Origin of the sequence: Paenibacillus sp. FSL R5-0810, assembly GCF_038002285.1 — a bacterium.
Classification (GTDB): Bacteria; Bacillota; Bacilli; order Paenibacillales; family Paenibacillaceae; genus Paenibacillus_AQ; species Paenibacillus_AQ lactis.
The window spans coordinates 1-25,841 of the sequence record NZ_JBBOCF010000001.1 but is presented as its reverse complement, the minus strand read 5'-3'; the positions used below and the strand labels follow the sequence as shown (position 1 = coordinate 25,841).

Annotated in this window: 16 protein-coding genes; 4 read left to right on the top strand and 12 right to left on the bottom strand. The window is 55.6% G+C overall.

The features are described 5' to 3' along the window. Nucleotides 1-271 precede the first annotated feature (271 nt). The 4 genes from MKX76_RS00080 to tyrS all read right to left on the bottom strand — a co-directional run bounded on the left by MKX76_RS00080 (nucleotide 272) and on the right by tyrS (nucleotide 4,629). A complete protein-coding gene (locus tag MKX76_RS00080) occupies nucleotides 272-1,234 on the bottom strand; it encodes a glycoside hydrolase family 43 protein (RefSeq protein ID WP_251535299.1) in 963 nt (320 codons plus the stop codon). A 123-nt stretch (nucleotides 1,235-1,357) separates the two neighbouring features. After that, on the bottom strand, nucleotides 1,358-2,176 hold the full coding sequence (locus MKX76_RS00075) for an ABC transporter permease (protein WP_144871367.1): 819 nt from the start codon (nucleotides 2,174-2,176) through the stop codon (nucleotides 1,358-1,360). Next, nucleotides 2,173-3,228, bottom strand: a complete 1,056-nt coding sequence (locus MKX76_RS00070; protein WP_340899708.1) for an ATP-binding cassette domain-containing protein — start codon at nucleotides 3,226-3,228, stop codon at nucleotides 2,173-2,175. The genes MKX76_RS00075 and MKX76_RS00070 overlap by 4 nt, the downstream gene beginning before the upstream one ends. A gap of 141 nt (nucleotides 3,229-3,369) precedes the next feature. Beyond that, the gene (gene tyrS, locus MKX76_RS00065; protein ID WP_251535301.1) at nucleotides 3,370-4,629 is read right to left on the bottom strand and encodes a tyrosine--tRNA ligase; all 1,260 of its coding nucleotides are present in this window, start codon (nucleotides 4,627-4,629) and stop codon (nucleotides 3,370-3,372) included. Between the two features lie 460 nt (nucleotides 4,630-5,089). Between tyrS and MKX76_RS00060 the strand changes: the two genes are divergently transcribed. From MKX76_RS00060 to MKX76_RS00050, 3 genes are read left to right on the top strand one after another with little or no spacing between them, the layout of a single operon-like run. Beyond that, complete coding sequence (locus MKX76_RS00060; protein WP_210094989.1) at nucleotides 5,090-5,545, top strand: MarR family winged helix-turn-helix transcriptional regulator; 456 nt, start codon at nucleotides 5,090-5,092, stop codon at nucleotides 5,543-5,545. Between the two features lie 57 nt (nucleotides 5,546-5,602). After that, on the top strand, nucleotides 5,603-7,033 hold the full coding sequence (locus MKX76_RS00055) for an MFS transporter (protein WP_251535302.1): 1,431 nt from the start codon (nucleotides 5,603-5,605) through the stop codon (nucleotides 7,031-7,033). Further along, nucleotides 7,027-8,145, top strand: a complete 1,119-nt coding sequence (locus MKX76_RS00050; protein WP_341032654.1) for a saccharopine dehydrogenase family protein — start codon at nucleotides 7,027-7,029, stop codon at nucleotides 8,143-8,145. Before MKX76_RS00055 ends, MKX76_RS00050 begins: the two co-directional genes overlap by 7 nt. Nucleotides 8,146-8,242: 97 nt before the next feature. Here MKX76_RS00050 and MKX76_RS00045 read toward each other — a convergent pair whose 3' ends face one another. The 8 genes from MKX76_RS00045 to MKX76_RS00010 form a co-directional block, all read right to left on the bottom strand. Continuing rightward, nucleotides 8,243-13,324 carry a choice-of-anchor I family protein gene (locus MKX76_RS00045; RefSeq protein WP_251535304.1) on the bottom strand — a complete coding sequence of 1,694 codons (5,082 nt, stop codon included), beginning with the start codon at nucleotides 13,322-13,324 and terminating at the stop codon, nucleotides 8,243-8,245. Between the two features lie 385 nt (nucleotides 13,325-13,709). Beyond that, entirely contained in the window at nucleotides 13,710-16,055 is a 2,346-nt protein-coding gene (locus MKX76_RS00040; RefSeq protein ID WP_341032653.1) for a glycoside hydrolase family 3 N-terminal domain-containing protein, read from the bottom strand. A gap of 39 nt (nucleotides 16,056-16,094) precedes the next feature. After that, on the bottom strand, nucleotides 16,095-17,696 hold the full coding sequence (locus MKX76_RS00035) for a response regulator transcription factor (protein WP_251535306.1): 1,602 nt from the start codon (nucleotides 17,694-17,696) through the stop codon (nucleotides 16,095-16,097). Continuing rightward, entirely contained in the window at nucleotides 17,674-19,491 is a 1,818-nt protein-coding gene (locus MKX76_RS00030; protein WP_251535307.1) for a cache domain-containing sensor histidine kinase, read from the bottom strand. Before MKX76_RS00030 ends, MKX76_RS00035 begins: the two co-directional genes overlap by 23 nt. A gap of 33 nt (nucleotides 19,492-19,524) precedes the next feature. Beyond that, nucleotides 19,525-20,355, bottom strand: coding sequence for a carbohydrate ABC transporter permease (locus MKX76_RS00025; RefSeq protein ID WP_007127479.1), 831 nt, complete (start codon nucleotides 20,353-20,355; stop codon nucleotides 19,525-19,527). Between the two features lie 17 nt (nucleotides 20,356-20,372). After that, nucleotides 20,373-21,248 (bottom strand): carbohydrate ABC transporter permease, encoded by an 876-nt coding sequence (locus MKX76_RS00020; RefSeq protein ID WP_007127478.1) that lies wholly within the window; start codon nucleotides 21,246-21,248, stop codon nucleotides 20,373-20,375. Between the two features lie 141 nt (nucleotides 21,249-21,389). After that, nucleotides 21,390-22,700, bottom strand: coding sequence for an extracellular solute-binding protein (locus tag MKX76_RS00015; protein ID WP_040737942.1), 1,311 nt, complete (start codon nucleotides 22,698-22,700; stop codon nucleotides 21,390-21,392). Between the two features lie 154 nt (nucleotides 22,701-22,854). Then, the gene (locus tag MKX76_RS00010; protein ID WP_007127476.1) at nucleotides 22,855-23,874 is read right to left on the bottom strand and encodes a glycoside hydrolase family 130 protein; all 1,020 of its coding nucleotides are present in this window, start codon (nucleotides 23,872-23,874) and stop codon (nucleotides 22,855-22,857) included. A 623-nt stretch (nucleotides 23,875-24,497) separates the two neighbouring features. Here MKX76_RS00010 and MKX76_RS00005 point away from each other — a divergent pair. Then, a complete protein-coding gene (locus MKX76_RS00005; protein ID WP_007127475.1) occupies nucleotides 24,498-25,757 on the top strand; it encodes a cytochrome P450 family protein in 1,260 nt (419 codons plus the stop codon). Nucleotides 25,758-25,841: the final 84 nt, after the last annotated feature.

Genomic DNA, 25,841 nt, shown 5'->3' with positions numbered 1-25,841 from the left:
TAATTTTGTAATTATTATTCCTTCAAGCAATTCCCCATATCGTACAACAAAAAGTCGTTTCGAGGGGTCGAATACAGATAAAACCCCAATAGTGACAAGGTTTTCGGGTGCATTAATTCAATTTGCTATCGATCTATTTGGATTGAAACAATCAATAATCCCGAAATAAAAAAAGCCTTTTATTACGAAATTTCTGTAATAAAAGGCTTTTTACTTCGGATCCTTCGTTGCTATCGGCTGCCCTTTTTCAATGGGATACGGATCTCCTGCATCATTCTCCCGAAGGGACGTAGAGCGCGTCGGAATCGCCTGCCGGAATTCCGAAATCCGGCGTTCCGTCCGGATGCCATCCGAACTTCTGAATGCGGGTGGCGCGCAAGCGGGTATCCGCTCCCGGTTCAGGGAGGGCATGATAGACGATCCAGTCCTCCGTCCCGTCCGGGGACTTCGTAAAACTGTTATGTCCGGTCGCATAAATACCGTTCTCCACGCTTTTGCGAAATACCGGTTCCGGGGATTTCGTCCACGCATCCGGATTCATCGGATCGCTGGACGCGTCCATCGTCAGCATGCCCAGCGCATAATCCTCGGACCATGTCGTGCTGGCGGAATAGACAAGAAAGATGCGGCCGTTCCGATGGAGAATGACAGGGCCTTCGTTAATGGCCATGCCCCCCTGCTTCTCCCATTCCAGGGTTGGAGCTGTAAGCAGGACATGCTCGCCGGTCAGCGTCCATGGATCAAGCATACGCATGATATAAATTGCCGAGCCGTAATCCGGAAACCGGCCGTATCCGGCATACAGGAAGTAGAGCTGACCCTGCAGCGTCATCACGGTACCGTCCAAACCCGGGACGGGCGTGTCAAGCGCCCCCCTCCATGTCCATTCGCCCTCCATGGGGTCGTCTTCACCGTTCTCCAGGACGCAAATCCGGCGGGTATCGTCGCCTCCCCCGTCATTCGCCGTATAATAAACATACCATTTACCTTGAACATGATGAATTTCCGGAGCCCATAAGTTATGGCTGTATCGACCTCCCGGCTCCGGCGCCCAAATCGTTTTCTTCCGGCCTTCGGCGATCCGGCTCAGCGAGTCTGATTTCGTAAGCTCAATACGATCCCGGGCCGTATGCATGAAATAATAGAAGCCGTCGGTGTGCTTCCACACCCAAGGATCAGCCGCTTGCTCGACAATCGGATTGTGAAACGTTGCAGTTTGGGGCAATTTCTCCATCTCCCTTCGCATTTCGCGTCAGGCCCTTCGCTCGGGTGCTCTTCCATGGATCCTCCCGGACCTTTGCGTTACGTTCCATCTTACCGATGCCGTTTTATGCTGTCTATGCTAAATTGAGTATATTTAGGTCCGGCGCATATAAGCCCGAACCGTCAACGGAGCGAATACCGCCACGATGACGGCGGCGCCGATCAGCGAAATGGACAGATCCCAGCCGACGGTTCCCGAGTTGGTCAAGTCCCGGACGGCCGTAACCAGATGCGATATCGGATTAATATTCACGAACCATTGCAGCCATCCCGGCATCGTCTCGACCGGCACAAACGCATTGGAAAGAAACGTGAGCGGGAACAAAACGATCATCGAGATGCCCTGCACGCTGGAGGCCGTACGGGCGATCACCCCGAAGAAGGCGAAAATCCAGCTGATCGCCCAAGAGCAGACGATGACGAGGAGCGCGGCGAGCGCCACGTACCCCAAGCCGCCGCCCGGATGATAGCCCATCACATATCCCATGGCAAAGGTCAGGACCGTTGCGATGGTATACCTGACGGTGTCCGCCAGCAGGGCGCCGGCAAGCGGCGCGATTCGCGCGATCGGCAGCGATTTGAACCTGTCGAACACGCCTTTATCCATATCCTCTCGCAGCTGTACGCCGGTAACGACCGACGTCGTGATAACGGTCTGCACGAGAATGCCGGGAATGATGACCGGCAAGTAGCTTTGCACGTCGCCGGAGATGGCGCCGCCGAAAATATACGTGAACATCAAGGTAAAGAGAATCGGCTGCATCGTCACGTCAAAGAGCTGCTCCGGCGTTCGCCGGATCTTCAGCAGCCCCCGATACGCCATCGTAAACGAATTGCGCAGGGACTGGCCGAAGCTGGTGCGGTTTTTCAGCCGGGAATTGGTACCGGGTTTCATCTTCATCACGCTGCTCATACGCTTGCCTCCTCAACTTGCTTTGAATGTGGTCCCCGGGACGGATGCGATGTTTGAGCCTTCGCAGCATGCCCGGTAATCGTCAGAAATACCTCATCCAGCGTCGGCTTCTGGACGCTCATCTCAGCTAAGCCGATCCCCGATGCGCGAAGCTCAATCAGCAGGTCCGTGACCAGATCTGCATTCGCCATCGGTGCCGTGATCGCTCCGGCCTCCGGGGATACCATGGAAGGCGCCTGAAGCACCCGTTCAACCATTTGGCGGGCCTGCTCGATGTTCGCCGGATCCCCGACGCGCAAATGGAGCGAAGAGGTGCCAACCGATGCCTTCAGTTCATCGGCGGTCCCTTCGGCAACGACCCTGCCGTGATCGATGACCGCTATCCGGTCGGCCAGCTGGTCCGCCTCCTCCAGGTACTGCGTCGTGAGGAGTACGGTCGACCCCGTGCTCACCAGCCGGCGGATCGTATCCCACATCTGGGATCGGGTTCGCGGGTCGAGACCCGTTGTCGGCTCATCCAGAAAAATAAGCGGCGGCTGGGCAATCAGGCTTGCCGCCAAATCGAGCCTGCGGCGCATGCCGCCGGAAAATTGCTTAAGCGGCCGCTTTGCCGCTTCCGTTAAACCGAACTCCTCAAGCAGCTGTCCTGCCTTGCGTTTCGCTTCCGCGCGTCCAAGCCCGAGCAGCCTTGAGAAGATGATGAGGTTCTCGGTCGCGCTGAGCGATTCGTCAACCGACGCGTACTGGCCGGTGACCCCGATCAATTGCCGGACGATCTGCGCTTCCTTCAGCACATCGTAGCCGAGGATGCGCGCCGAGCCGGCATCCGGACGTAGCAGAGTTGCCAGCATCCGGATCGTGGTGGTTTTGCCCGCACCGTTGGGTCCGAGCACGCCGTATATGCTCCCAGTCCGGACCTTCAGCTCCACCCCGTCCACCGCCCTGTTATCGCCGAACGTTTTGACGAGCCCGTGCGCTTCGACTGCCCAATCCCCGCTTCTTGGCTCCCATTGGTATTGATTGTTCTGTTTCACTTGATTTCCTCCAATCATCGTGATGGTTGATGAAAGAAGGTTAACATGCTTATTTAAACGGAATTTAAATCCGCCTCGGGAGCAACAGGCAAAAAAGCGCCCCAAGATCGAATGATCTTGGGGCGCTTTTAGGTTATCGTCTGAAATCAGAGGATGTTCTTACGACATTTTGACCAAGCTGTAGTTCTTCTTCCCCTTGCGGATGATGATGAACCGGCCGCCGATCGCTTGGTCGGCGGTTACTTCATGGCTGACATCGCTAATGCGCTCGCCGTTCATGGAGATAGCGCCGTTGTTGATATCCTCGCGCGCCTGCCGCTTGGAAGGCTCGATGCCGAGGTCGACCAGCCAATCCACGATATTTTTCGTCTCCGGACCTGCCTCGTAGGTCGGCATTTCCTTGAAGCCCTGCTCGATCTCATCGGCCGTCAAGGACTTGATATCGCCGCTGAACAGCGCTGCCGTAATGCGCTTCGCCTGCTCCAGCATTTCCTCGCCGTGCACGAACCGCGTCATTTCCTCGGCAAGCGTTATTTGCGCTTCGCGTTTATGCGGCTCGGTCTCCACCTTATGGGCAAGCTCCTCGATCTCCTCTTTCGCGAGGAACGTGAAGTACTTCAAGTATTTCACGACGTCGCGGTCGTCGGTGTTGGCCCAGAACTGGTAGAACTCGTACGGCGTCGTCTTCTTCGGATCGAGCCAGATCGAGCCGCCGGCCGTTTTCCCGAACTTCGTGCCGTCGGCTTTCAGCATCAGCGGAATCGTCAAGCCGAACGCCTTGGCGTCCGCGCCTTCCTTTTTCCGGATGAGGTCAAGGCCGCTTGTGATGTTGCCCCATTGGTCCGAGCCCCCGATCTGGAGCTGCACGTCGAAATTCTTGTACAGATGCAGGTAATCCAGCGACTGCAGAATCTGGTACGAGAACTCCGTGAAGGAAATGCCGCTCTCCAGCCGGCTTGCCACGACGTCCTTCGCCAGCATCGTGTTGATGCTGAAGTTTTTGCCGTAGTCGCGCAAAAATTCGATGACGCCGATGTCCTTCGTCCAATCGTAGTTGTTCACCAACCGGATCTGGTTGTCGCCCTCGGTGATGAACAGCTTCTTCATCTGCTCGGTCAGGGCGTCCACGTTGGCCTGTACCTGCTCGAGCGTCTGCAGCGAGCGCTCGGTTTGGCGTCCGCTCGGATCGCCGATCGTCCCGGTCGCGCCCCCGATCAGAATGACCGGACGGTGTCCTGCCATCTGGAAGCGCTTGAGCACCATAAACGGGATCAAATGCCCGATATGCATGCTGTCGCCGGTCGGGTCGACGCCGCAGTATACGGAGATTGATTTTTCATTCGTCAATTCGCGGAGGCCTTCGGCATCCGTCTGCTGATTGATGGCATCGCGCCACTCGAGTTCATCGATAATGTTCATGTCTACATTCCACTCCTTGAATTCAATACTTCTGCATGTGAAACAGCTTTTAAAGGCTAGGTTAAAACCATAAAAAAACGCCCCCATGTCTATCACAGACACAGGGACGATTGAACACCGCGTTACCACCCAGATTGCACCCCTCCAAGCGCCGGCGCCTAGGCCGCAAGCAAGGATGCCACTCGTCGGCGAGTTAACGTTCGCCTCTTCCCGCTCGGCATTACCCGAGATACTCCAGAGTGTATTTCACCGGCTTAATATGTGCCAAGGTTCCATCCTCCTCGGCTTTCTGGAACAGGGATTAAGCAAGCTACTGGGCTCTTTCAACGTATATCCTATATAAGATTACAGACAGTATAGTGAAATACGAATTGAATGTCAACTGGCCATCTGATTCGATCTTGCTGCTCAGGCTCACACCATACTTGACAGCCTATTGTTTAGATCCTAAACTAATGGCATGAATAATGAATCCAACCCAACCAATCAGGAAGCGAACCGGGGCAGCAAGAACTTAGGCCGGTTGATTCTGCAGCTGAGACGCCTGGAGCGCCAGCCTCATACATTCGGCCATGCAGGCAAATTAACGCCGAGCGAGATCCATACGATTGACGCCATCGGTTATGACGGAGCCATCCTCATGAGCGAGCTAGCAGCACGGCTTGGCGTGACAAAGGGAGCCATTACGCAGGTGGTTGATCGGCTGGAGGCTAAATCGCTTGTGATCCGTTCCCCCCATCCACATGATTCAAGAAGCTCGATCGTTTCGCTCAGCGAAGACGGAAAGGAGGCTTACCGGGCTCACGAGGCCGTGCATCTCGAATTCTATAATCAGCTGAGATCGCAGCTCAGCGAACAAGAAATAAAAATTTTTGAGAAGAGCATTGAGATATTAAATAATATGCTGAGCAAATAACTATTTTTTTTCGATAAATAGTTTAGTTACTAAACTAAAATCCAAGGGAGGCTTCCCATGAATCTCGATACCAATCCGGCTCTCATCATTACAGCGAAACATCGATGGTGGCTCTTGTTTTCAATTTGTACTGGCGCATTTCTGTCCCATTTTACTGCCGGCGTTGTGAATGTATCGCTTCCTTCTCTTACATCGGTATTCCAAAAGGATTTGGATATCCTGCAGTGGATTACGACGGCATACTTGCTTGTCATTACGGCATTGCTGCCCATCATGGGGAAAATGGGCGACCGTTACGGGCATGGTCTCATTCATAATATGGGCTATTTGATCTTTGCCGTAAGCTCTCTTCTGATTGCCTTGTCTCCAAACGTCCTTGTCCTAGTCTCGTTTCGAATCCTCCAAGGGATTGGAGCCGCCATGTTTCAAGCAACCAATATTGCGCTGATCCAGCTTTGTTACCCTAAAGAACAAAGAGGCCGCGCCCTCGGCATCATGAGTTCGGTCGTCGCCCTCGGAGCCATGACCGGCCCGCTCGCCGGTGGACTCATTGCCGAACGGTTAAGCTGGCACTGGTTGTTCCTGGTACATCTGCCCGCTGCAGCCGGAGCGGCTGCACTCGCTTGGCGATTCATCCCCATGCAGCGTCCTAACGGCGATTTGCCATCCATAGACCGAGTCAGCGCATTGTTATTCGTTGCCATTGCCGCATCGGTGACTTATGGGTTATCCAGCGGGAATGCGCAGGGCTGGTTTTCCCCAATCATCCTTTCGGTTTTTGGCGGCGGCGGGTTCGTGCTCACTTTGTTCTTGCGGCGGGATTTGCGCATGCCCGTCCCCTTTTTGCCTTTGCAAGTTCTGCGCGTGCCTTCAGTCTCATCGGGGTTAGTCATAAGCTGTATCTCCTTTGTGCTGATTAATGCCGTATTGGTTGTCATGCCTTTTTATTTGTCCCATATGACCTCATATCCTCCCGTGTATATCGGCTTGATCATGACGGCTTATCCCCTGCTATTTGCCATATCCAGCCCGGTGTCCGGACATTTATCCGATCGAATCAATCCCCGGCTGCTCATGTTGACCGGACTCGCTTTTATCGTAACTGGACTTGCGGTTTTTTCTTGTTTTCTAGCTGATCTGACGGTTCCCGGCTTGGTAGCCGTACTTGCCTGGATAGGGCTGGGCATGGGCTGCCTGGCTGCGCCAAACAACGGTTACATCATGCGCAGCGTCCCCTTCCGGTATGCCGGCTCGATTGGAGGCATGATTGCACTGACACGAAATGCCGGAATGGCCCTAGGTGCAGCATTAGGTCTCGGCATGGTAACCGGACATACGGGAACGGAGTTATCGTTTGCTGATTTTGAACGGATTTTTAGAATCAACGTGATCATCGGCCTATGCTCCTGCGCTGCTTTGGGTTATGGAGCGTACCTGGAGCGCCGAAGCAAGTCCATTTCTAAACAATCGGAGGAAACAGGATGTTGAAAGATAAAATCGTCGTCATTGGCGGATATGGCCAGGTTGGGCAAATGATATGCAACGACCTCGCCTTCTTCTATCCCGGCAAAGTCTTCGCTGCAGGAAGAAGTCAAGGGCGGGCGGAAGCATTCAGCCGCGCCACGCAGGGCCGCGTGGAGCCGCTGCGCATCGATGCGGATGCAGGCGTAGACCCCGCGTTGTTGTCCGAGGTTAAGCTGGTCATCATGTGCTTGGACCAACAGAATTCGTCATTCGTTCAAGCCTGTATCGGGCAAGGCATCCATTATATAGACCTTTCGGCGGATTATCGATTGCTGTCTCAAGTGGAGCTGCTGCATCCCCTGGCCGTTACTCATGGGGCTACCGCCATCCTGAGCGTCGGTCTTGCACCGGGCATGTCGAATCTTCTATCGCTCCATGCCAAGCAGCAATTGGATGTTACAGAGGCTATCTATATATCGCTTATGCTGGGTCTCGGAGATTCCCACGGTAAAGCGGCCATTGAATGGACCGTTGATAATTTGCGCTCCAACTTTACGACGATGGAGCAAGGGAAAGTGATACAGCATACCAGCTTTGCCGACGGGCGCAAAACGGATTTCGGCAACGGACAGGGCAGCCGCACAGCATATCGATTCAATTTTGCCGATCAGCATATATTGCCGCGTACGCTTCAAGTGCCAAGCGTATCGACACGGCTTTGCTTTGACCGCCCCTTCATCACCGGGTTATTATCCTGCCTCAAACGGATGGGCAGCCTCAAGCTGCTGAATATCCCCTGGATTCGGGATGCTGCTGTTAAAGCCTTTGCATCCATGCGGATCGGTAAGCCCATGTTCGCATTAAAAGTCGATGCGGTGGGTAAGAAGCAGGACCAGCCCGCGCTTGTGGAATGCTTCCTGCAAGGCGTTCACGAGGCCGAACTCACTGCAAAAGCGGCTGCAATCGTGGCTAGAAGGCTCTACACTTCCGATATGCCGCATGGCGTCTTTCATATCGAGCAGTTGTTCACCTATGATTCCTTCGTTGAAGAACTGCGGGAGATGGCGCATATATCATCACGGCTTCGCATCGGAACGTCGCCTGGCTCGGACCTGATGACAGAGACCTCAAGCTGAGAATAGCGAGCGAATATTTAGATGGTTAAGGGCTAACGCATTCTCCATAATTCAAATAACCGTCCCGATGGATTCCATCAGGACGGTTATTGCCGTTTTATTCTACGCCTTTATCCATAAAGCCCAGCGTTTGAAGTGTACGCATCAGGACCAGAGCAGCTTGCGCGCGGGTAACCGCCGCTTGTGCCGCGAATCGACCGCGGTGATCGCCCTGCACGATGTTCAGCTCCACCAGCTGGCTTATATCGTTCACGGCCCAAGCCGGAATTGACGCTTGATCCCGGAATGCAGCCGAATCTTCTTGCCCTCCGTCGTTACTAGGGACGGCGGCGGCCGCATTCATCGCACGATTCAGCATCACGGCCATCTCGGCGCGGGTCAAGGCGGCGTTCGGCGCGAACCTGCCCCCGCTGCCTTCGATGATGCCATGCTGGACGGCAGCGCCGATCTCTCCTGCATAAGCGTCACCTTCACGGACGTCGCGGAAGTCTCCGCCGCCCGTGATCGGGCTCAATCCCATTGCCCGTACGAGCAGCGCCGTAAACTCGGCCCGCGACATCTCCTTGCTTGGAGCGAACGAGGTCGCGCTGACGCCGTTTACCAGCAGGCGGGAAGCCATCGCTTCGATTTCCTTGCGGGCCCAGTGCCCGTTAAGATCTTCAAACGTTTTGCGGTATTCCAGCAATGTATAAATGCCGTTGCCCGCATGCTTGATTTCGACGGCAGGCTGTCCGTGCCAGGTCGTCTGCACGGCAGGGACGAACCGGAAGACACCCGCTGCCTCGTCATAGATCGCAACTGTGACTGAAGCCGGATTCGCGCCGGCCGGGAGCGGCAGGATTCGGCTTACCGGAAGCTTGCCGAAATCCTTGATCGGCTGCTCCTTGCCTTGCGGCCCCACTGCTGCGCCGATCCGAGCTCCGCCGTTTCCGGCCACCTTGGCCCCCATGGAAGCGGCCTTGCCGCTCATGGCAGATACCACCGCGCTGTCAACAGGCGTCACGGACAAGCTAACATTCCCCTCGCCCTTAAGCGCCTCAATCGGAAGGCGGATCGCACCAGACGCTGTTTCCAGCACCAGCTTCGCCTGCTTCGATTTCGCTGCCGCGCGGTTCACCCATGCTGCCGGAATAGACAGCTCCGCAGCACGGTTCGTTTCAGGAGCACGCACGACCAGCTCCTGCTGTTCCCCGGACAATGCGGCTACGGTCCTGTTCCAAGCCTCTTCTTTCAACGTGATCCGATCAACGGCACCGTCCGCCTTGATGATAAGATCGTTCCCCTCAAGGACACCGGAGGGCGCTGCTTCTCCGCCCGTTGCCGGCGGCGTTACAGACGGCGCAGTGCTGCTGCCTCCCGAGCCGCCGGAGCCGGATCCAGGGGCCGGGTCAGTCGTCCCGCCTCCGTTTCCGGGGTTTGCAGGTTTTTTCTGTTCGGTGATCCGCCCCTCCACTTTCGGTGACACCGTTCCGCCGAGCTTGCTCACATGCTCCATGAAAATTTCATAATCCGGATAACCCAAATCCTCGTTATACTTCCCTTCCGCAATCGCTTCGGCAAAGGATTTATAACCGTCTCCGCCGTTAGCTACAAAGCTGTTGGTCGCCATACGATAGCTCTCGGTCGGAACGAGCGGCTTGTAGCTGCCGTCCTTCATGATCATAATATCGTACACCCGGTCTCCAGCCGGAGCGGAAGGATCCCATTTAAACTTCATACCGGCAACTTGAGGGAATTTGCCTGGAAGATCCGCCAGCTTGGCCCCGCTGATTCCGTTCTCTAACCCGTCCTTCAGCTGCTGTCCGGTGAGGTCCAGGACAAACAAGGTGTTGCCGAACGGCATCACGGTCCGCAGCTCGCCCATCGTAATCTCGCCTTCGTCGATGGAGGCGCGAATCCCGCCGCCGTTCATCAGGGCGATGTCGGCGTTTTTAAGCTCTTTAGCTTTGGCGAGCATGCCGTCTGCGATCAGATTGCCCAGATTCGTCTCCTTCGAGCGGACATTCTGCCGCTCGCCGTCCAGCTTGACGGTTGCCGTGCCGATCACCTGCTTCATTAATTCGTCCAGCTCGGCTTTATAAGGAGCCAGCATCGCCTTCGCCTGCTCGTCCTCCTCCACGCTGGCGTCCACCGCCAGCAGCTTGCCGTCAACCTTGCCTTCCTCCGTCAAGACATTGCCGTGCTCATCAAATTCAAGGTCCACGCGGCCAAGATACTTGCCCCATTCATTCGCCTGCACGATGACGGTCGGCGTCTCATGCTGGCTGTCCGTCACAACTTCGGGGGCATCCAGCTTCGTATGGGTATGTCCGCCGACGATCAGGTCGATGCCTTCAACGGCTTCAGCCAGCTCCTTGTCCTTGGCATAGCCCAGGTGCGACAAGGCAATGATGATGTTCAGACCGTCCTTCTCCATCGCTTCGACTGTCGATTTGGCCGAGGCTGCCGCTTCATTGAAGATCACGTCTTTGCCCGGGCTCGAGGTCTCGGCCGTATCCTCGGTCGTGAGACCGAATATGCCGATCTTGTGCCCGTCCACCAGCATCGTCACATAAGGGTACACCCCGCTGTTCGCCGTCGTTTTCGGCTGGGCGGCATCCATGACGGCCGGCGGCTTGAGAAGATGCGAGATCGCTGCGTCCCGGCTGAGATCGACGTTAGCGCTCACCAGCGGGAACTGTGCCTTGGATACGAACTCCGCGAGCGCTTTGGTCCCCTGATCAAATTCATGGTTGCCGAACGTCATGGCGTCATAGCCCATGTAATTCATGAAAGCCAGATCGGCCAAACCGAACCATTTGGTAAAGTACAGGTCGCCCGAGAATACGTCACCTGCATCCAGGAGCAGGCTGTTGCCGCCTTCCTCACGCACCTGCTTCACCAGTGTTGCCCGTCTCGCCACATCGCCCAAATGGGCATGCGTATCATTGGTATGCATGACCGTCAGCTTCCAGCCTTCCTCATCGGCCGGACCGTCCGTTACGGTCACTTTAGCCTCCGCAGAGCCATAACCATCCTTACTCCGGACGGTAATCACGGCTTCCCCGGGAGTTAATGGAGTCACCGTTCCGCTCGCGTCCACGGTCGCAACCGCTTCATCCGACGAGCTCCACTCCAGCTCGGAGGAGCCGCCATTCGAAGCTTCTACCGCTGCCTTCAGACCCACGGCGGCTCCGCCCGCAGTCAGCTTGAGCGAGGCTTGGTCAAGCGTGATCTTGGTAACCTGAAGCTCGAGCAGCGCCACGGTTCCGCTGACCTCATTGGCTACGAGCAGAAGCGGCCGCCCGGTCAGGCTATCCGACGCCGGGATAAACTCCAAGCCCTCGGGCCCGGAGTCCGAGGTGATCCCTCCCTCGAAATCCCGCGTATTGAAATAGTTCAGGAACTCGGGCACAGAAGGGTTCGTCACGTCATACGTCATCACGCCGCCGATGCGTTCCAAGCCGATGAAGGCCAGCGTTTTCGCTCCGACCTTGCCGACTGCTGCATATTCAGGCTCAGGACCTTTCTTCGAGCTTCGGCCGTCCATTTCGTTTTTGTCGTTGCTTACGTTAAAGTATTTGGGAAAGCGGTCTGCCGTAATTTTTTCAAAGTCGCTGCCGCTGTCATACACCTGGGACATGTCATCCGCGTTCCAAATGGAGAAGGAGCGCGCTCCGTACATATACAATCCGTCGCTTCCCATATCGCTCGCAACTTCAACCTTATCGTAGGTCGTTCCTTTATCCGCCAGAAATTGGGCTGCCGGAGAGGAAGGATCAAGCAGGGCCTTCATATCTCCTACTTTGCTTTCATTGGTGCGCTCATCCCAGCCCGTTGCGTCGCCTTCATTAGCGGACACGATAAACTGCTGCCCGCCCACGCTGTAAGTCGCGATGCCGTCCGGCATGTACATGCCGTAGAACGGAACGTTCTCGAACCTGATTTGCCCGTCCTTCAGCAGATCCAGCGCATGTTCCGGCTTGCTGAAATCTTTGTAGCCCAGACCTTTGACCGAACGAATCGTCTTCGCTGCCAGGTCCACTACGGCAATCGCATTGTTCTCCTGAAGGGAAACATATGCAGTCGTTTCGTCCTCCGAGAGGGAAATATACTCCGGCTCGAGATCGCGGATGGCGTCCGCCTTGGTGCCGGCGCTTCGGATTTGACCGTCCGCACCAACAGAGCCGCGGATATGTACCGTATCGTCAATGACCGACGGATCGTCGAATTTTAGATGCCTAACCTCATGGGTAACCGTGTCCACGATCGTAATGCTGCCTTCGGGATCGGGAGCGGTCTCGGTGCGGGGCTCGCCTTCATCCGCCGTCAGGAGATAACGCCCATCGGACGTGAATTTGATCATATCCGGCTGAACGCCGGTCTCATAAGTTTCCAGCAGAACCCCCTCGTAATCGAGCACGAGCACTTTGCCGGGCTTCGTGTGATCCAGCTCCTGGACCGCGATTGCGACCCGCTTGCTCTCGGTATTCACATCCACGCTCGTCAGATCGCCGTACTTGAAGCCATTCGTCTCGGCAAGCGCCTGGACGTCGATTCCCTTATCCTTCACAAGACTCCCGTTAGTCTCCAGCGAAATGATCTCCAAGCTGGCCGGCTGCGTCGAGCCGTTAACCAAATAAAGCTTGCGGTTCTCCTTGTTGTACTTGACGATTTCCGCCACGCCGCCATCCTTATTGAAAGTGCCAACAGCATAATGACCGATCATCTTCATGTCGAGCTTGTCCGCTGCCGAAACCGGTGTCTGGCGCAAGCCTAGTACCTGAAGCGTAAACTCCCGCCGTGCCGTGAACGGAACCGGGGAGCTGTCGGCAACCGTTACTTCTACGGAATGCAGGCCCTCTCTTCCCAGTGCCGGGACGCCCTCGATGATCCCGGTATCCGGGTTCATCGACAAGCCGGCAGGTAAACCTGCGGCAGCATATGTATAAGGTGCTTGTCCGCCGTATACATCGACCGTGACCGAATAAGGCTCGTTCACATAGGCTTCCGGATAATCTGTTTCCGTGATGCCAAAATCAGCGGCCATTGGAGCTGCGGCCTGCTGGGTTTGAACGTTGCGCGTTTGAGGCGCATCGACTCCCGCGTCTGCGAAAACGGTGCCAGTGGAAAATAATGAGGCAATCGTGATTTCCGCCGCCATGAACAGCGATACCGCCTTCATTTTTCTATACTTCAAATTCGGTTCCCCTCTTCCAATTCTATATTCAACTATAGAGTGTAAAGAGAGATTGTTAACGGCCGCTCAACGGAGATCACGGTTTATGTAAAGAAGGCATCATTTACTCGTTTTTTTCAGCCAAGATGCCCCAACCCTAACGTAACAACAAAGAAGCGCCTGCCGTTAAATCGGCAGGCGCTGTCTTTACGTCATTGTACCAGGCAAAATCCATCCGTTATCCGAAGGAGTCACGACTTCCAGGATATCGGAAGCTTTTCCGTTCTTGGCCACAAGGAAAAAGAAGTCCGTGAATGGAGTCGGTGATGCTTTTCCATCTATCGCAGCTCATTGCATTGCATAGCTTTGAGAATCTGCTTTTGCGGGATGACCCTCTAAGTAAGCCTTAGTTCAAAATCGCATTTCCGCTGCCTTCCCCCGTAATGATCAGCTCCGCCTTGGCGAGCTCCTGCGAACAACCGCCGATCCCGATTGTCACACGGCATGGCTCGACCGCAAACGACATCTCCCGGTTCCAGAAAGCCAGTTCCTCCCGGCCCAAGCTGAAGGTAACGTCCCGCTCCTCGCCGGGTGCCAGCTCCAGCTTTCGGAACGCCTTCAGCTCGGCAATGCGGCGGGTAATGCCCGATTCGCGGGCCGAGATATACAGCTGAACGGTTTCCGCTCCGGGGCTACGGCCCGTGTTGGCGAGCCGGACCGTCACGGCGACTTTCCTGCCCTCCTGCAGCTCGAACACCGAGATTTCACCCCGCGATAGCCGAACGTCCCCGTACCGGAATTCCGTGTAGCTTAGCCCGTAACCGAATGGATAAAGCGGGGCGGACGGCATATCCACGTACACACGCGGCCGGCCGGGATCCTTCTGGTTGTAATACACCGGCAGCTGTGCGGCGGAACGCGGAATCGATACGGGCAGTTTGCCGCTCGGGTTCGCCTTGCCGAACAGCAGCTCGCCGATTGCGGCGCCCCCTTCCGGCCCCGGATACCAAGCGCACAGCACGGCCTCGCAGTGCTCGACCACGCCGGCGAGCGCATGCGGACGCCCTTGGATGAGCACCAGGGCTACCGGCGTTCCCGTCGCGGCCACTTCCTCCAGCAGCCTCTGCTGCAGGCCGCCCAGCGCAAGATCAGCCAGGTCGACGCCCTCTCCGCAGTCCATCTCGGAAGGATTGCTCGTTTCGCCTTCGGGGACGATAGCCTCGCCATTGCTGTCGAACATCCCGTCAAAGCGGCGGGCGCTGCTGCCGCCCAGCACGAGCACGCAGACGTCCGCCCCCTTCGCCGCCTCCACGGCCTCGGCCAGGCCCTCCTCGGACATATCGCGAATGCCGCAGCCCTTGGCGTAGACGATGTCCGCGTTTGCAGGTGCAGCCATGCGCATGCCCTGCAGCACTGTAATCCCGGTGCCTTCGCGTTGAACGCTCGTATAATCGCCGAGCTGATTGTAGAGCTGATCGGCGTTGGGGCCGATCACCGCGATGCGGCGGCGCTCCTCGCCCAAAGGCAGCAGGCCGCCTTCGTTCTTCAGCAGAACGGCGGATTCCCTGGCCACCTGCCGGTTCAACTCGCGGAATTCGGAACGGCCGACAATGGAGATCGGGCCGCTCTCGCTGACATATGGATGGTCAAACAGTCCCAGCCTGAACTTCAGACAAAGCACCCTACGCACCGCACGGTCGATGTCCGCTTCCCGAACGAGCCCCTGCCGTACTGCGCCTTCCAGCGTCGAGAATGCCGTATCCCATAGGCTGAGATCCACGCCCGAGTCCAGGGCGAGCGCTGCGGCGGACTCGTAGCTGCCTGTCAGCGCCAGAAGCCGGTCGATTGCGACGCCGTCGGCCATGACGATGCCGTCAAAGCCCCACTCCTCGCGAAGGATGCCGGTTAACAGCCGCTTATTCGCATGGCAGGGCACGCCGTCGATCTCGTTGTACGCCGCCATGAAACCGGCGGCGCCGGCCGCCTTCCCGGCCATGGCGGCAGGAAGGTGGATTTCGCGCAGCTCGCGCTCCCCGATCGGAGCCGGTCCCGCATTGCGCCCGCCCTGCGCGGTGCCTTGGGCGCATAGATGCTTGAGCACGACCGCGACTTTATCCGGCCCGGCCATCTCCTCCGGCGTCTCGCCCTGCATACCCCGCACGGCCGCTTCCGTAAACCGGGCCGCCAAGTACGTATCCTCGCCGTAGCATTCCTCGGACCGGCCCCAGCGCGGATCGTGGAGGATGTCGAGCGCCGACACGAGGCCGATATGCGCTCCGCGGCTCCGGATCTCGGCGGCCGCCAAACCATAAGCCCGCTGAAGCAGCGTCGGATTCCAGGTAGCCCCCGCGGCAAGGTTGACCGGAAGCAGCGTCCCGTCCAGCGCCTGATGCCCATGCGGACACTCCTCCGCCAGCAGCACCGGAATGCCGAGCCGGGTATGCTCCATCACGTACCGCTGCACCATATTAGCCGCTTTCGCGCTCTCCGCCGCCGTAATGCCGTTGCCGTAGTGGACACCGGACCACGGATCGCTGCGGAACAGCCCGTAAAGCGCGCCCATGCCGCCGCCCCAAGCCACCTCGGCCTTGAACGCTTCGGTCAGATGGAACCCGTCGTCCTTTTTAACATAGGCGTTCCACCCATACATTCGCTGGTTCAGCTGTCCTACCTTCTCCGTCAACGTCATTCTTCCGAGCAAATCCTCGATTCGCTCTTCCAACGGCACTCGGGCAGACTTATATTTTTCCATCTTTTCATTCCCCCGCTTCATCGATGTGGGCTTCGGCCCTTAATGCACCCTGCCGCCCGCGTCCCTCGCGGCGCTGAGTCCGCGGTACTCCTTCGGCGTCATCCCTGTGTACGTTTTGAATACGGATACAAAATATTTGTATTCTTTATACCCTACTTTGTCCGCAATCTCAAACACTTTGTCATGCGTCGTGGCCAAGAGCTCTTTCGCATGCTCCATCCGCATTTCGTTCATATATTCCGTAAAGCCCTTTCCCGTGCTCTGCTTAAAAATATAGCTGAAGTAGCTGGGCGTTATTTTCAGCCAAGACGCCACTTCAGAGGCCTTTAAATCGGCTCGGTAATGCTCGTTCATATACTTTTTTGCCTTTTCGATGATCCAGTACGATTTATCCATGCCGGACCGCTCGATGAACTTCAGCCATTCCCGCATATGTCCCTGCACGAGACGCTCCAATGAGCCATAAGAGTTGAAGTGGTTCATATCCGGGCTTGCCAGATGGACATCATCTAGCCCGGTCTGGCCGCTTCTCCGCATTCGCTGCCTTATCAACACGGCCAATTCTTCATATGCGATCCACAGTTCCTCCGGCAAAAACCGCTTTTCCCGGAAAAAAGCGAACATTTCCGCAACGAGCGCATCCAGTTCGTTATGATCCCGCTTGAGCATTGCCGCCATCAGATTCCGTGCCGCAGCCTCCGCATCGAAGTCGGCTGTGGCTGTACCCGGGCCGCGCCCGGCCGTGCGCGGGTAATCCGGAAGCAGCACCGTCTTATTCTCCAGCAAATGATAAGGCAGCAGGCGGCTAGCCTCCGCGCACCGCTCGGCCGTCTCTGTCAAATCGCCGTAGGGCCCGGAAGCTCCGCAACATATCCCGGCCTTCTGCAGCACGGGCTCGGCCGCCTCCAGCAGACGGTCCCAGGCAGCGAGATCCATTCGGATCTCGGATACGATCAGCGTATACAACAGATTTTCGTGGTCAAATACAGAAATCAAGCGGAGAAAAGGACAACGCAGCTCTGCATGCAGCCGATCCACCCAATCGTCCTGAATCTCGTCGTAATGTTCCGGAGGCTGCTCACCGAACCGTTCCATAAACCGTACCATCTGGGTTGCCAGCACGCGAAATTCCGCTCCATGAAGAGACGGCGGGGCTTCTTTGCCGTAAGCAGTCCCTTGACGCGCCATATTCGACAGCCATAATTTCGCTTCCTGGATGCCCCCGTCTCTTTCCCGACCCCGAACGCCTTCGACAATGGCCTTGACGACTTCCGTCAATTCATCGATATCGACCGGCTTCAGCAGGTAGTCGCTAACGCCGAGACGAATCGCCTGACGCGCGTATTCAAAATCCTCGTAGCCGCTGATCATGACGATGCGGACATTCGGAAACCGCTCCTTCAAGCGCTCCGCCAGCTCAAGTCCGTCCATCCCCTCCATGCGGATGTCGGACAAGACGACATTCACGTCTCGCTCCCCGACGAGCCGCAGTGCCTCCGCCCCGTCATAGGCTACGTCCACGACCCGGACGCCAAGACGCTCCCAATCGATCGTGCGCCGCAATCCTTCGCAGATGACCGGCTCGTCGTCCACGATCAGCATATTGACAAGCTTGCCCCTAACCGTCCATTGATTGTCCATGCTTATCACCGCCTTGATCTTGAATATCTCCCCCAGGAAGCCTCAGCCTGACCCAGGTGCCTTTTGAGGAAGTGCTGACCAACTCGAGCCCATAGCCGGGTCCGAAAAAGATCGAAAGCCGCTCATGAATATTGGACATCGCTCCCTGCCGGCCCCCTTCCCTGGCCCTCCCCTGAAGCGATGACATCACCTCTTGGCGGCGAACGGCCGGCATTCCCTTGCCGTTGTCGATCACGTCGATCACGATTTCATCGGCGACCCGGGAAGCGTTCACGAGGATGTCATTCATCGGTTTGCCCCGGTCATACCCGTGCTTGAGGAAATTTTCCACCAGCGGCTGGATGGTCGCTTTCAGCATTGGCGTATCCTCCAGGCCTTCTTCCATCGATAACGTATAGGTCAGCTTGTCACCAAGACGTCGCTGCTGCAGATACAGATACGATTGAACGAACTCCATCTCCCGGCGCAGCGTCGTCCGGTAGCTGCCGTTATTAACGCTGGCGCGGAAGAACTTGGACAGCATTTCGATCAGCTGGCTCGATTTTTCCGCTTGCTCTAATCTAGCCGTCCAACGGATCATGTCCAGCGTATTGTAAAGAAAGTGCGGATCCATCTGGTTCTGCATCAGCTTCAGCTCGGACTCGCGCTCCCGGAGCTCCAGCTTGTACTTATGCTCGATCAATTGCTGGATGGTGGCAACCATTTCGTTGAACGTCCGGTTCAGCTCCGCGATTTCATCCCGGGATTGGATCGGCACGCGGGCGTTGAAGTCCCCGTAGGCGACTCGGCTCGCCTCCTTCTTCAGCCGCAGTATCGGAGTGATGATCGTATAATGAAAGCCGATCAGCGCCGTCAAACCGAGCAGCAAAATCGCGGCCAGTATGAACAGCATCAGCATTTTGACGCCGCGGAACTCCTCCGCCACGGTAGCCTCGGGAATCAAGGCCACGACGTTCCAGCCCGTGCTTTCGATCGGCTTGTACAAGGTTAAATAGCGTTTGCCTTCAACCGGATAATGAAAGAAGCCTTCCCTTCCGGAGGAAAGCTTGTTCACCAGCGTTTCGTCGGGCGCAAATTGTTCGCTCAATGCGCCGCGGGAGCCGAGTACGATCTGACCCTGTTCCCCAACGATGAACACGCTTCCCTGATCCTCCTCGAAAATCCCCTTCTCGAGCAGATTGACGATGCCGGCCTCGTCCATGCGGATGGTCAGCCTGCCTAGCGGCTTCGTAATGTCATTGTACGAATTCAAAATCCGGAACATCGAGAGGAGGCGGGTGGGCCCGTACCAATCGCTGTTCAGGCTGTACCCCTCCGTCCAGACAATGCCCCCCTTGCGGGCCTCGGCCTGACGCACCCACATCGATTCATCCCCGCTGAACGGCTCGCCCATCTCGATGAAACTTCCGTTATAGCCGGAAATTTCGATCGAGCGGATATAGCTCCGGGACATGAGCTGAAAGGTAAGGAATTCTTCGATGTTGCGCTTGAGATTGGCCTGCTGGCCGCTGCTTAGGGGAGGTGATGGCCTCAGGAAGGACCGCATATCCGGACTTAGGATGAGATAGTTGGCGATATCCTCCACCATTTTGGTTTGCTCGCCGAGCTGGCTCGCGACGTTATCCAAATTCCGTTTGGTAGAGTTCATGAATTGGTCCATCAGGACTTGATTGAATTTATATTGAGCGACGACGCCGACGCCGAACGTAGGCAAAATGACGAAGAGAAGAAAAATGGCGAGCGCTTTCCGCTTCAAGCCGAAATTTCCCAGGTATTTTCCGTAACGGGTCTTCATGCTGTTCTCCCCTTCCATCCGCCTACCCGCGCACTAGCCTTTGACCGCGCCTGCCGTCATTCCGTTCACGAGCTGCTTCTGCAGCAGCAGGTAGAAGATCAGGATCGGAATGAGCGCGATCGTCAGAGCCGCCATTTGAAGCGTAAGGCTCGCCGTTTCAATGCCGGCGAAATTGGCCAGCCCGAGCGGCAGCGTTTTGAGCTCCGTCGAAGTGATCAGGACCAGCGCAAACAGATACTCGTTCCAATTATAAATAAAGTTCAATATAATGACCGTCGCCAGAGCCGGCCGGGTAATCGGCAAAATAATTGACCAGAAGATGCGATACACCCCCGCCCCGTCCATGACGCCCGACTCTTCCAGATCTTTAGGGAATCCCCGCATAAAGCCCTCTAGGATAAACACGGTCAATGACAAGTGAAAAGCCGTATACGGCAAAATCAGCGACCAGTACGTATCGAGCAATTGCAGCTTTTGCATAATCAAAAAGATCGGGATCAAGGTTGCATGAATCGGCACCAGCATCCCCAGCAAGAACAAGCTATAAGTCACGCCCCGCAGCTTGAACTGGAAGCGGGAAAGGAAATATGCCGCAAGTGCTCCCAGCAGCACCGTAATGATCAGGGAAGCAAACGTGATGATAATGCTGTTCAAAAAATAGACGTCCATGTTCGCAACTTCCCAAGCCTTGGCGTAGTTCGAAAACTGCAGCGTATGCGGCAGCGAAAACGGCGAGGCGGCATATTCCTGCTCCTCCTTGAAGGAGTTGACCACCATCCAAAAGAGCGGGATTATATTCATAATAGCGAACAGGCCCAAAAATGTGTATGCGAATAACTGGAACAGGCCCGACTTTCTCTTCATGGCGTTTCCTCCTTTCGTTAAGCGTCCTTCTCCCGGCCGACCCGATTGATGAGCGTAATGACGATCAGGCTGAACAGCAGAACCAGGATGGATACCGCACTGCCGTAACCGTAACGCATGTTGATGAACGCGCTGTTGTACATGTAGATGGTCATAACTTCCGTCTGGTGCGCCGGGCCGCCGCCCGTCAGGATCTGAATGAGGTCGAAAACGCGGAACGAGTTGCTGATGCTGTATACCACGCCGACCATAATCGTTCCCCGGATCATCGGAATCGTAATCCGCAGCGTTCGCTTCAGGCCGGTGGCCCCGTCCAGCTCCGCAGCCTCGTTGACTTCCTCCGGAATGTTCTGCAGTGCAGCCAGGAAGATCACCATATAAAGGCCGCAGTTCTGCCAAATATAGGCGATGCTGATCGACAGCATCGACCATGTCGAATCCCCCAGCCAATTCTGCTTCCAGCCGTCCAGCCCAATCATGCCGAGCAGGTTGTTCAGCATGCCGTATTCGGTGTTGTACACCATGCCCCAGATGAGGGAGACCATGACCGAGGAAATGACGACCGGCATGAATCCGATGGTTCGGAACAAACCGGACCCTTTCATGCCTCGGTTAAGCAGCAGGGCAAGCAGCAGGCCGAGCGGAATTTGTCCGATCAGGCCGGTCACCATGATGATGACGTTGTTTTTCACCGAAAGCCAAAATGTGTCGTCGCCCAAAATTTTTACATAATTATCAAGCCCGGCGAAAGTCATCGAGCCGATCCCGTTCCAGTTCATCAGGGAATAATACAAGGACAACCCGATCGGAACGATGGCAATGCCCAGATAGATGATCAGCGCCGGAAACAAACCGAGGAATATGGCGAGTTTGGTTCCTCTTAGCGTTTGCATCAGGGTTCCTCCTTTGTTGCACCCCTGCCCAACCCCCGAAGAAGGAAGAAAACCCGTTGAAGTTCGGGTTTTCCACATCGTTTCGGATTTGGGCAACAGGATGAATGATTGAATGATTGAATGATTACGTTACAGTTACCGCTATTGATTCATGTCGTCAAACGTTTCCTGCATTTCCTTCGCAACCTCTTCCGGCGTCCCGTGGCCGACGGTCAGCGCCTGCAGTCCGTTCTGAAGCACGTCAACCACTTGGGTCGGAATAACGCTGTCGAATACCGGGGCAGTGCCATTGCCTGTCAATTCCAGCATTTCTTTCAGATATGGGCTCGCATCTTCCGGCACCTCTACCTTCGCCGGGACGACGACGCCGCTGCTGATCAGTTCTTTGTACAAATCCTCGCTGACGAAAAACTTAAGAAACTCCTCAGCGGCTTCCCGTTTCTTCTCGTCCAGCCCGCTCTTGATCGCAATACCGTACTGAACGACGCCTGCGCTCTTGGACGGATCGCCTTTGCCGCCTTCCACGCTTGGGAACAGGGCAATGCCGAACTTGTCGCCTTCCTCGTTGTTGATGCGAACCCGGCCGTCAACCGTGGCGGACGAAATATGCATAGCGGCTTTGCCTTGGATGAAATAATCCTGCGCCTGCACCGAGTCCATGTTGTTGGCGTCGGTATTGAACGCATCCAGCTTGGTCAATTCGTCGATGACCGACAACGCCTTCACGAACTCCGGATCGGTAAACTTGGCCTTCTTCTCCAGGACGTTCGTTAAGAAATCGCTCCCCGTAAAACGGTCGCCGATGATCGAAATATAGGACGATTGAAGCGGCCATTGTTCCTTGTTCCCGAGTGAAATCGGCGTAATGCCCGCCTCTTTCAGCTTTTTAACGGCATCGATAAATTTATCGTACGTATCGGGGAACTGATCATAGCCGACTTGTGCGAACATGTCCTTGTTGTAATAGATGATATCCACAAAGTTTTGCTTCGTTGGCACTGCGTACTGCTGCCCGTCCACATTGAACCCGGCCAGCGCCGATTCCGGCAGGATCGAGGACCAGTTGTCCATCAGGCCGTTGATCGGCTGCAGCAAATTCCCCGCCACCAGCGGATCGAGGTCCGCTCCCGGCCAGACCACGTTAATATCCGGAAGATTGTTCCCTGCCGCAAGCGTGCGCAGCTTGGTCTTGTATTGGGCGGCCGGCACGCCGTCTTGCTTGATCACGATGTTCGGATGCTGCTTCTCGAATTCGGCAATCCGGGCCTTGTACACTTCGTTGTCCACGTTAGGCGAAGTCCATGGATGCATCATATTTAGCGTGATTTGCTCTCCTTCGGCCCCGCTGCCGCTGCTTCCAGCGTTGTCCTTGCCGCAGGCGGCAGTGAAGAGTGTAATCATCGCGACCAGTCCGAGCAGCAGCATTCTTTTGCCTTTGATTGTTTTGTTCATAACCAGCCCTCTTTTCGTCATAATAAAAGTCTCCGAGATAAAAACATTAAATGGGGTATTTACGATCACAACGGGTTATCTTTCCTGTAAAAATGACTGTATGCGGTTTCAAATTGTTATCATGATGAACCGCGGTATCGCGGTCATCTCCTGATCAGCTTTGCGGTTCGTTCAATATATAATCCACCAGCTCGTCCAGAGGCACGGTCGCCAGTGCAATCGCCGTATCGGTCACACCATAGTAAATGTATAACAGACCGTCCTTCACCACATTGCCGGTCGGGAAAATAACGTTCGGAATCTGGTACCCGAATTTCTCGTAATACGTCTCCGGCTCCATGATGAAATTCCGGGTCCGGGCGATGACTTTTTCCGGGTTATCGAGATCAAGCAGCATCGCCCCTACGCGATATACCACCTCGTCGTCCACGCCGTGATACAAGACGAGCCATCCGCGGTCCGTCTTAACCGGCGGCGTCGATCCGCCGATCTTTCGCGATTCCCAGGCCGGATTCTCCCCTTTGGCCAACAGTCTTGGCTCCTCCCAATGAATCAGATCATCGGAATACGTGATCCACATCGCCGCTTTGTCCGTGCCGTATTGATCCCCCACGTATTCTTCGGGCCGACGAAGCAGCACGTATTTGCCGTTGATTTTTTCAGGGAACAGGATGTTGTCCCGGTCATTGATGTCCAGCGGCGTCGTGTCGGTCAAAAACTCCCAATCGATCAGGTTTTTGGAGGTGAGGATCGAAGAACGGGTCAGCCAGTGGCCTTCCTGTTCGCCCCAACCGTCCGGATATTCCGGAATCGAACGCTCCGGGACGCCCCGTCCGGTCGGATAATAGCTCATGGCGCAAGGGCGCAGCGCGTAGTTCATATAAAAAGTGTCGTCAATCTTGACTATGCGCGGATCCTGCACGCTGCCGTACGGGAACCCGAGTTGGTCCGGCGTCACGATCGGCTCGTCTTTCACGTGCGTGAAATGCACGCCGTCTTCGCTTTCCAGCAATCCGAGGAAGTTTTTGCATGGCGTCAGCGAACCGGCAGTCCGCTCGATCATGTAAAATTTCCCGTCCTCGATAATGACGGCAGGATTGAATACGGTAACTTTCCGCCATTCGTATCCTCCCGGCACCACGATCGGATTTTCCGGATGTCTTTCAATCTTCATCTGTAGGCCTCCTCATGTAAATCCCTAAAACTTGGTAACCCTAATTCCGCTTGCGTTCCATTGTTCTTGAAGCATCTCGATTCCTTTCTGCCCGGTCTCGATCGGGAGACGAATGTTGTGAATCCGCTTTATTTTTTCCCAACGGAATCGCCGCTTGAGTTACAAGCAACCGCTTATAGGGCTATTATAGGTCGCTTTCGGACGGCAAAATATCCTGTGAACTTTAGAAAACATCCGAATTATCGGGGCAATCTTGTAAACGCAATCATGATTCGAGTAGGACCGGCCAAACATTCGTACTTGTGTGTAGGGTCGTAGCTCCTCAAATCCGTGACCATGTCATTTTGCGGCGCCGGTTCGACGATCCGCCATACGGACGCCTGAATTTGACCGTGATCTGATCACTAATCTATAATTATAATGAACAATTGTTCATTATTCAGATCATTCATTAGGAGGGAGGTTATCGTTGTCCGGAAGCTATTCATCGGAAATATCTACTATTCTTAACGTGGCTCAAGTAAGGAGGAAATGGTTGTTTATTGGTAGGAATGCAGATATTGAAGTCTGCTTGCCATTTAGAGTGGGGAGACAAAATCGACCTGTGAGAGAGGATGGTTACCATGGACAGATCGAAACTAAGCGCATCAGATCAAGCCGGATTCAGCTTTTTTGGCGGGAAGAACGATACAGACCCGTTCCCGTTATTCGCTCAGCTTCGCGCTAGCGGTGCCGTGATTCCGATTCCGAATCCGCTAGGCGGTTCCGGGGGAACGTGGATCGTCACTCAGATGGAGGAAGCCATCCAGGTGTTGAAGGATCACGCTCGCTTCACCGTGGATCCCAGCTCGCTCGACGGTTATCAAGACATTCGGAGAACGCTCGCCGAAACGGCGGAAGCATCCGCTCCAGCGACCTTTTTTACCGGCAAATCCATGTTATTCGTCGACGAGCCAGATCACAAGCGGCTGCGCGGCCTGGTTTCCAAAGCTTTCACGCCCAGATACATGGAAAGCTTGCGCCCCCGCGTTCAAGAAATTGCCGACGAGCTCCTCGACCAGGTACAAGCTCAAGGGCGGATGGACATCGTCAAGGATTATGCCTATCCGTTACCGATCAATGTCATTTCCGAAATGCTGGGCGTACCGTTGGAAGACCGGGACCAAATCCGCGTTTGGTCTGAGGCGCTCGCACGCGGCCTTGGCTATGAGAAGCAGGATCCAACGGTCGCAGCCCATATGAGCGCCTTCGGCGAATATACCGCACGGCTTGTAGCGGATAAACGAAAGCGCCAGGCCGAGGATTTGATCAGCCAGCTGATCGCCATCGAAGAGGAAGGGGACCGCCTGAACGAGGATGAACTGATCTCGATGATTACCTTATTGATCTTTGCCGGCCACGAAACCACATCCAACCTGATCGCGACTGGAACCTTGATGCTGCTGGACCATCCACGGCAATGGGAGAAACTCAAAGCCGATCCCGGTCTCGTGCCGTCAGCCGTCGAGGAGCTGCTTCGCTTCAACGGACCTGCTACGGCCTCGGGACCGCGCTATGCCACCGAAGACGTTGAGCTTGGCGGACAGCGGATTAAGAAAGGGGATATCGTGATCCCCGTGTTGAAATCGGCCAATCGGGACGAAAGCCAGTTTACCGATCCGGAAGAACTCGATGTTGCGCGTCGGATCAAACGCCATCTCGCATTCGGGCATGGGATTCACATGTGCTTGGGGGCGCCGCTTGCCCGCGTTGAAGGCGATGTAGCGTTCGGCACGTTGGTCAAGCGCATGCCGAATCTGAAGCTCGCCATCCCAAGGGAGGATATCGCCTGGCACTTTACGCTCTCCTCGCAGAGCTTGGCTTCACTGCCGGTCACGTTCTAAAGGGCAGCGCATCCGCTCTCGGGCGCATATCCCGCCCTTCGGCATTTACCGCTTTTAGCAACAGAACTTACCGTAAAGAAGCGC

What these genes read in the sequence shown, in the direction of transcription:
- MKX76_RS00080 (WP_251535299.1), bottom strand. Translation starts at nt 1,234, where the DNA reads ATGGAGAAATTGCCCCAAACTGCAACGTTTCACAATCCGATTGTCGAG.
- MKX76_RS00075 (WP_144871367.1), bottom strand. Translation starts at nt 2,176, where the DNA reads ATGAGCAGCGTGATGAAGATGAAACCCGGTACCAATTCCCGGCTGAAA.
- MKX76_RS00070 (WP_340899708.1), bottom strand. Translation starts at nt 3,228, where the DNA reads ATGATTGGAGGAAATCAAGTGAAACAGAACAATCAATACCAATGGGAG.
- tyrS (WP_251535301.1), bottom strand. Translation starts at nt 4,629, where the DNA reads ATGAACATTATCGATGAACTCGAGTGGCGCGATGCCATCAATCAGCAG.
- MKX76_RS00060 (WP_210094989.1), top strand. Translation starts at nt 5,090, where the DNA reads ATGAATAATGAATCCAACCCAACCAATCAGGAAGCGAACCGGGGCAGC.
- MKX76_RS00055 (WP_251535302.1), top strand. Translation starts at nt 5,603, where the DNA reads ATGAATCTCGATACCAATCCGGCTCTCATCATTACAGCGAAACATCGA.
- MKX76_RS00050 (WP_341032654.1), top strand. Translation starts at nt 7,027, where the DNA reads ATGTTGAAAGATAAAATCGTCGTCATTGGCGGATATGGCCAGGTTGGG.
- MKX76_RS00040 (WP_341032653.1), bottom strand. Translation starts at nt 16,055, where the DNA reads ATGGAAAAATATAAGTCTGCCCGAGTGCCGTTGGAAGAGCGAATCGAG.
- MKX76_RS00035 (WP_251535306.1), bottom strand. Translation starts at nt 17,696, where the DNA reads ATGGACAATCAATGGACGGTTAGGGGCAAGCTTGTCAATATGCTGATC.
- MKX76_RS00030 (WP_251535307.1), bottom strand. Translation starts at nt 19,491, where the DNA reads ATGAAGACCCGTTACGGAAAATACCTGGGAAATTTCGGCTTGAAGCGG.
- MKX76_RS00025 (WP_007127479.1), bottom strand. Translation starts at nt 20,355, where the DNA reads ATGAAGAGAAAGTCGGGCCTGTTCCAGTTATTCGCATACACATTTTTG.
- MKX76_RS00020 (WP_007127478.1), bottom strand. Translation starts at nt 21,248, where the DNA reads ATGCAAACGCTAAGAGGAACCAAACTCGCCATATTCCTCGGTTTGTTT.
- MKX76_RS00015 (WP_040737942.1), bottom strand. Translation starts at nt 22,700, where the DNA reads ATGAACAAAACAATCAAAGGCAAAAGAATGCTGCTGCTCGGACTGGTC.
- MKX76_RS00010 (WP_007127476.1), bottom strand. Translation starts at nt 23,874, where the DNA reads ATGAAGATTGAAAGACATCCGGAAAATCCGATCGTGGTGCCGGGAGGA.
- MKX76_RS00005 (WP_007127475.1), top strand. Translation starts at nt 24,498, where the DNA reads ATGGACAGATCGAAACTAAGCGCATCAGATCAAGCCGGATTCAGCTTT.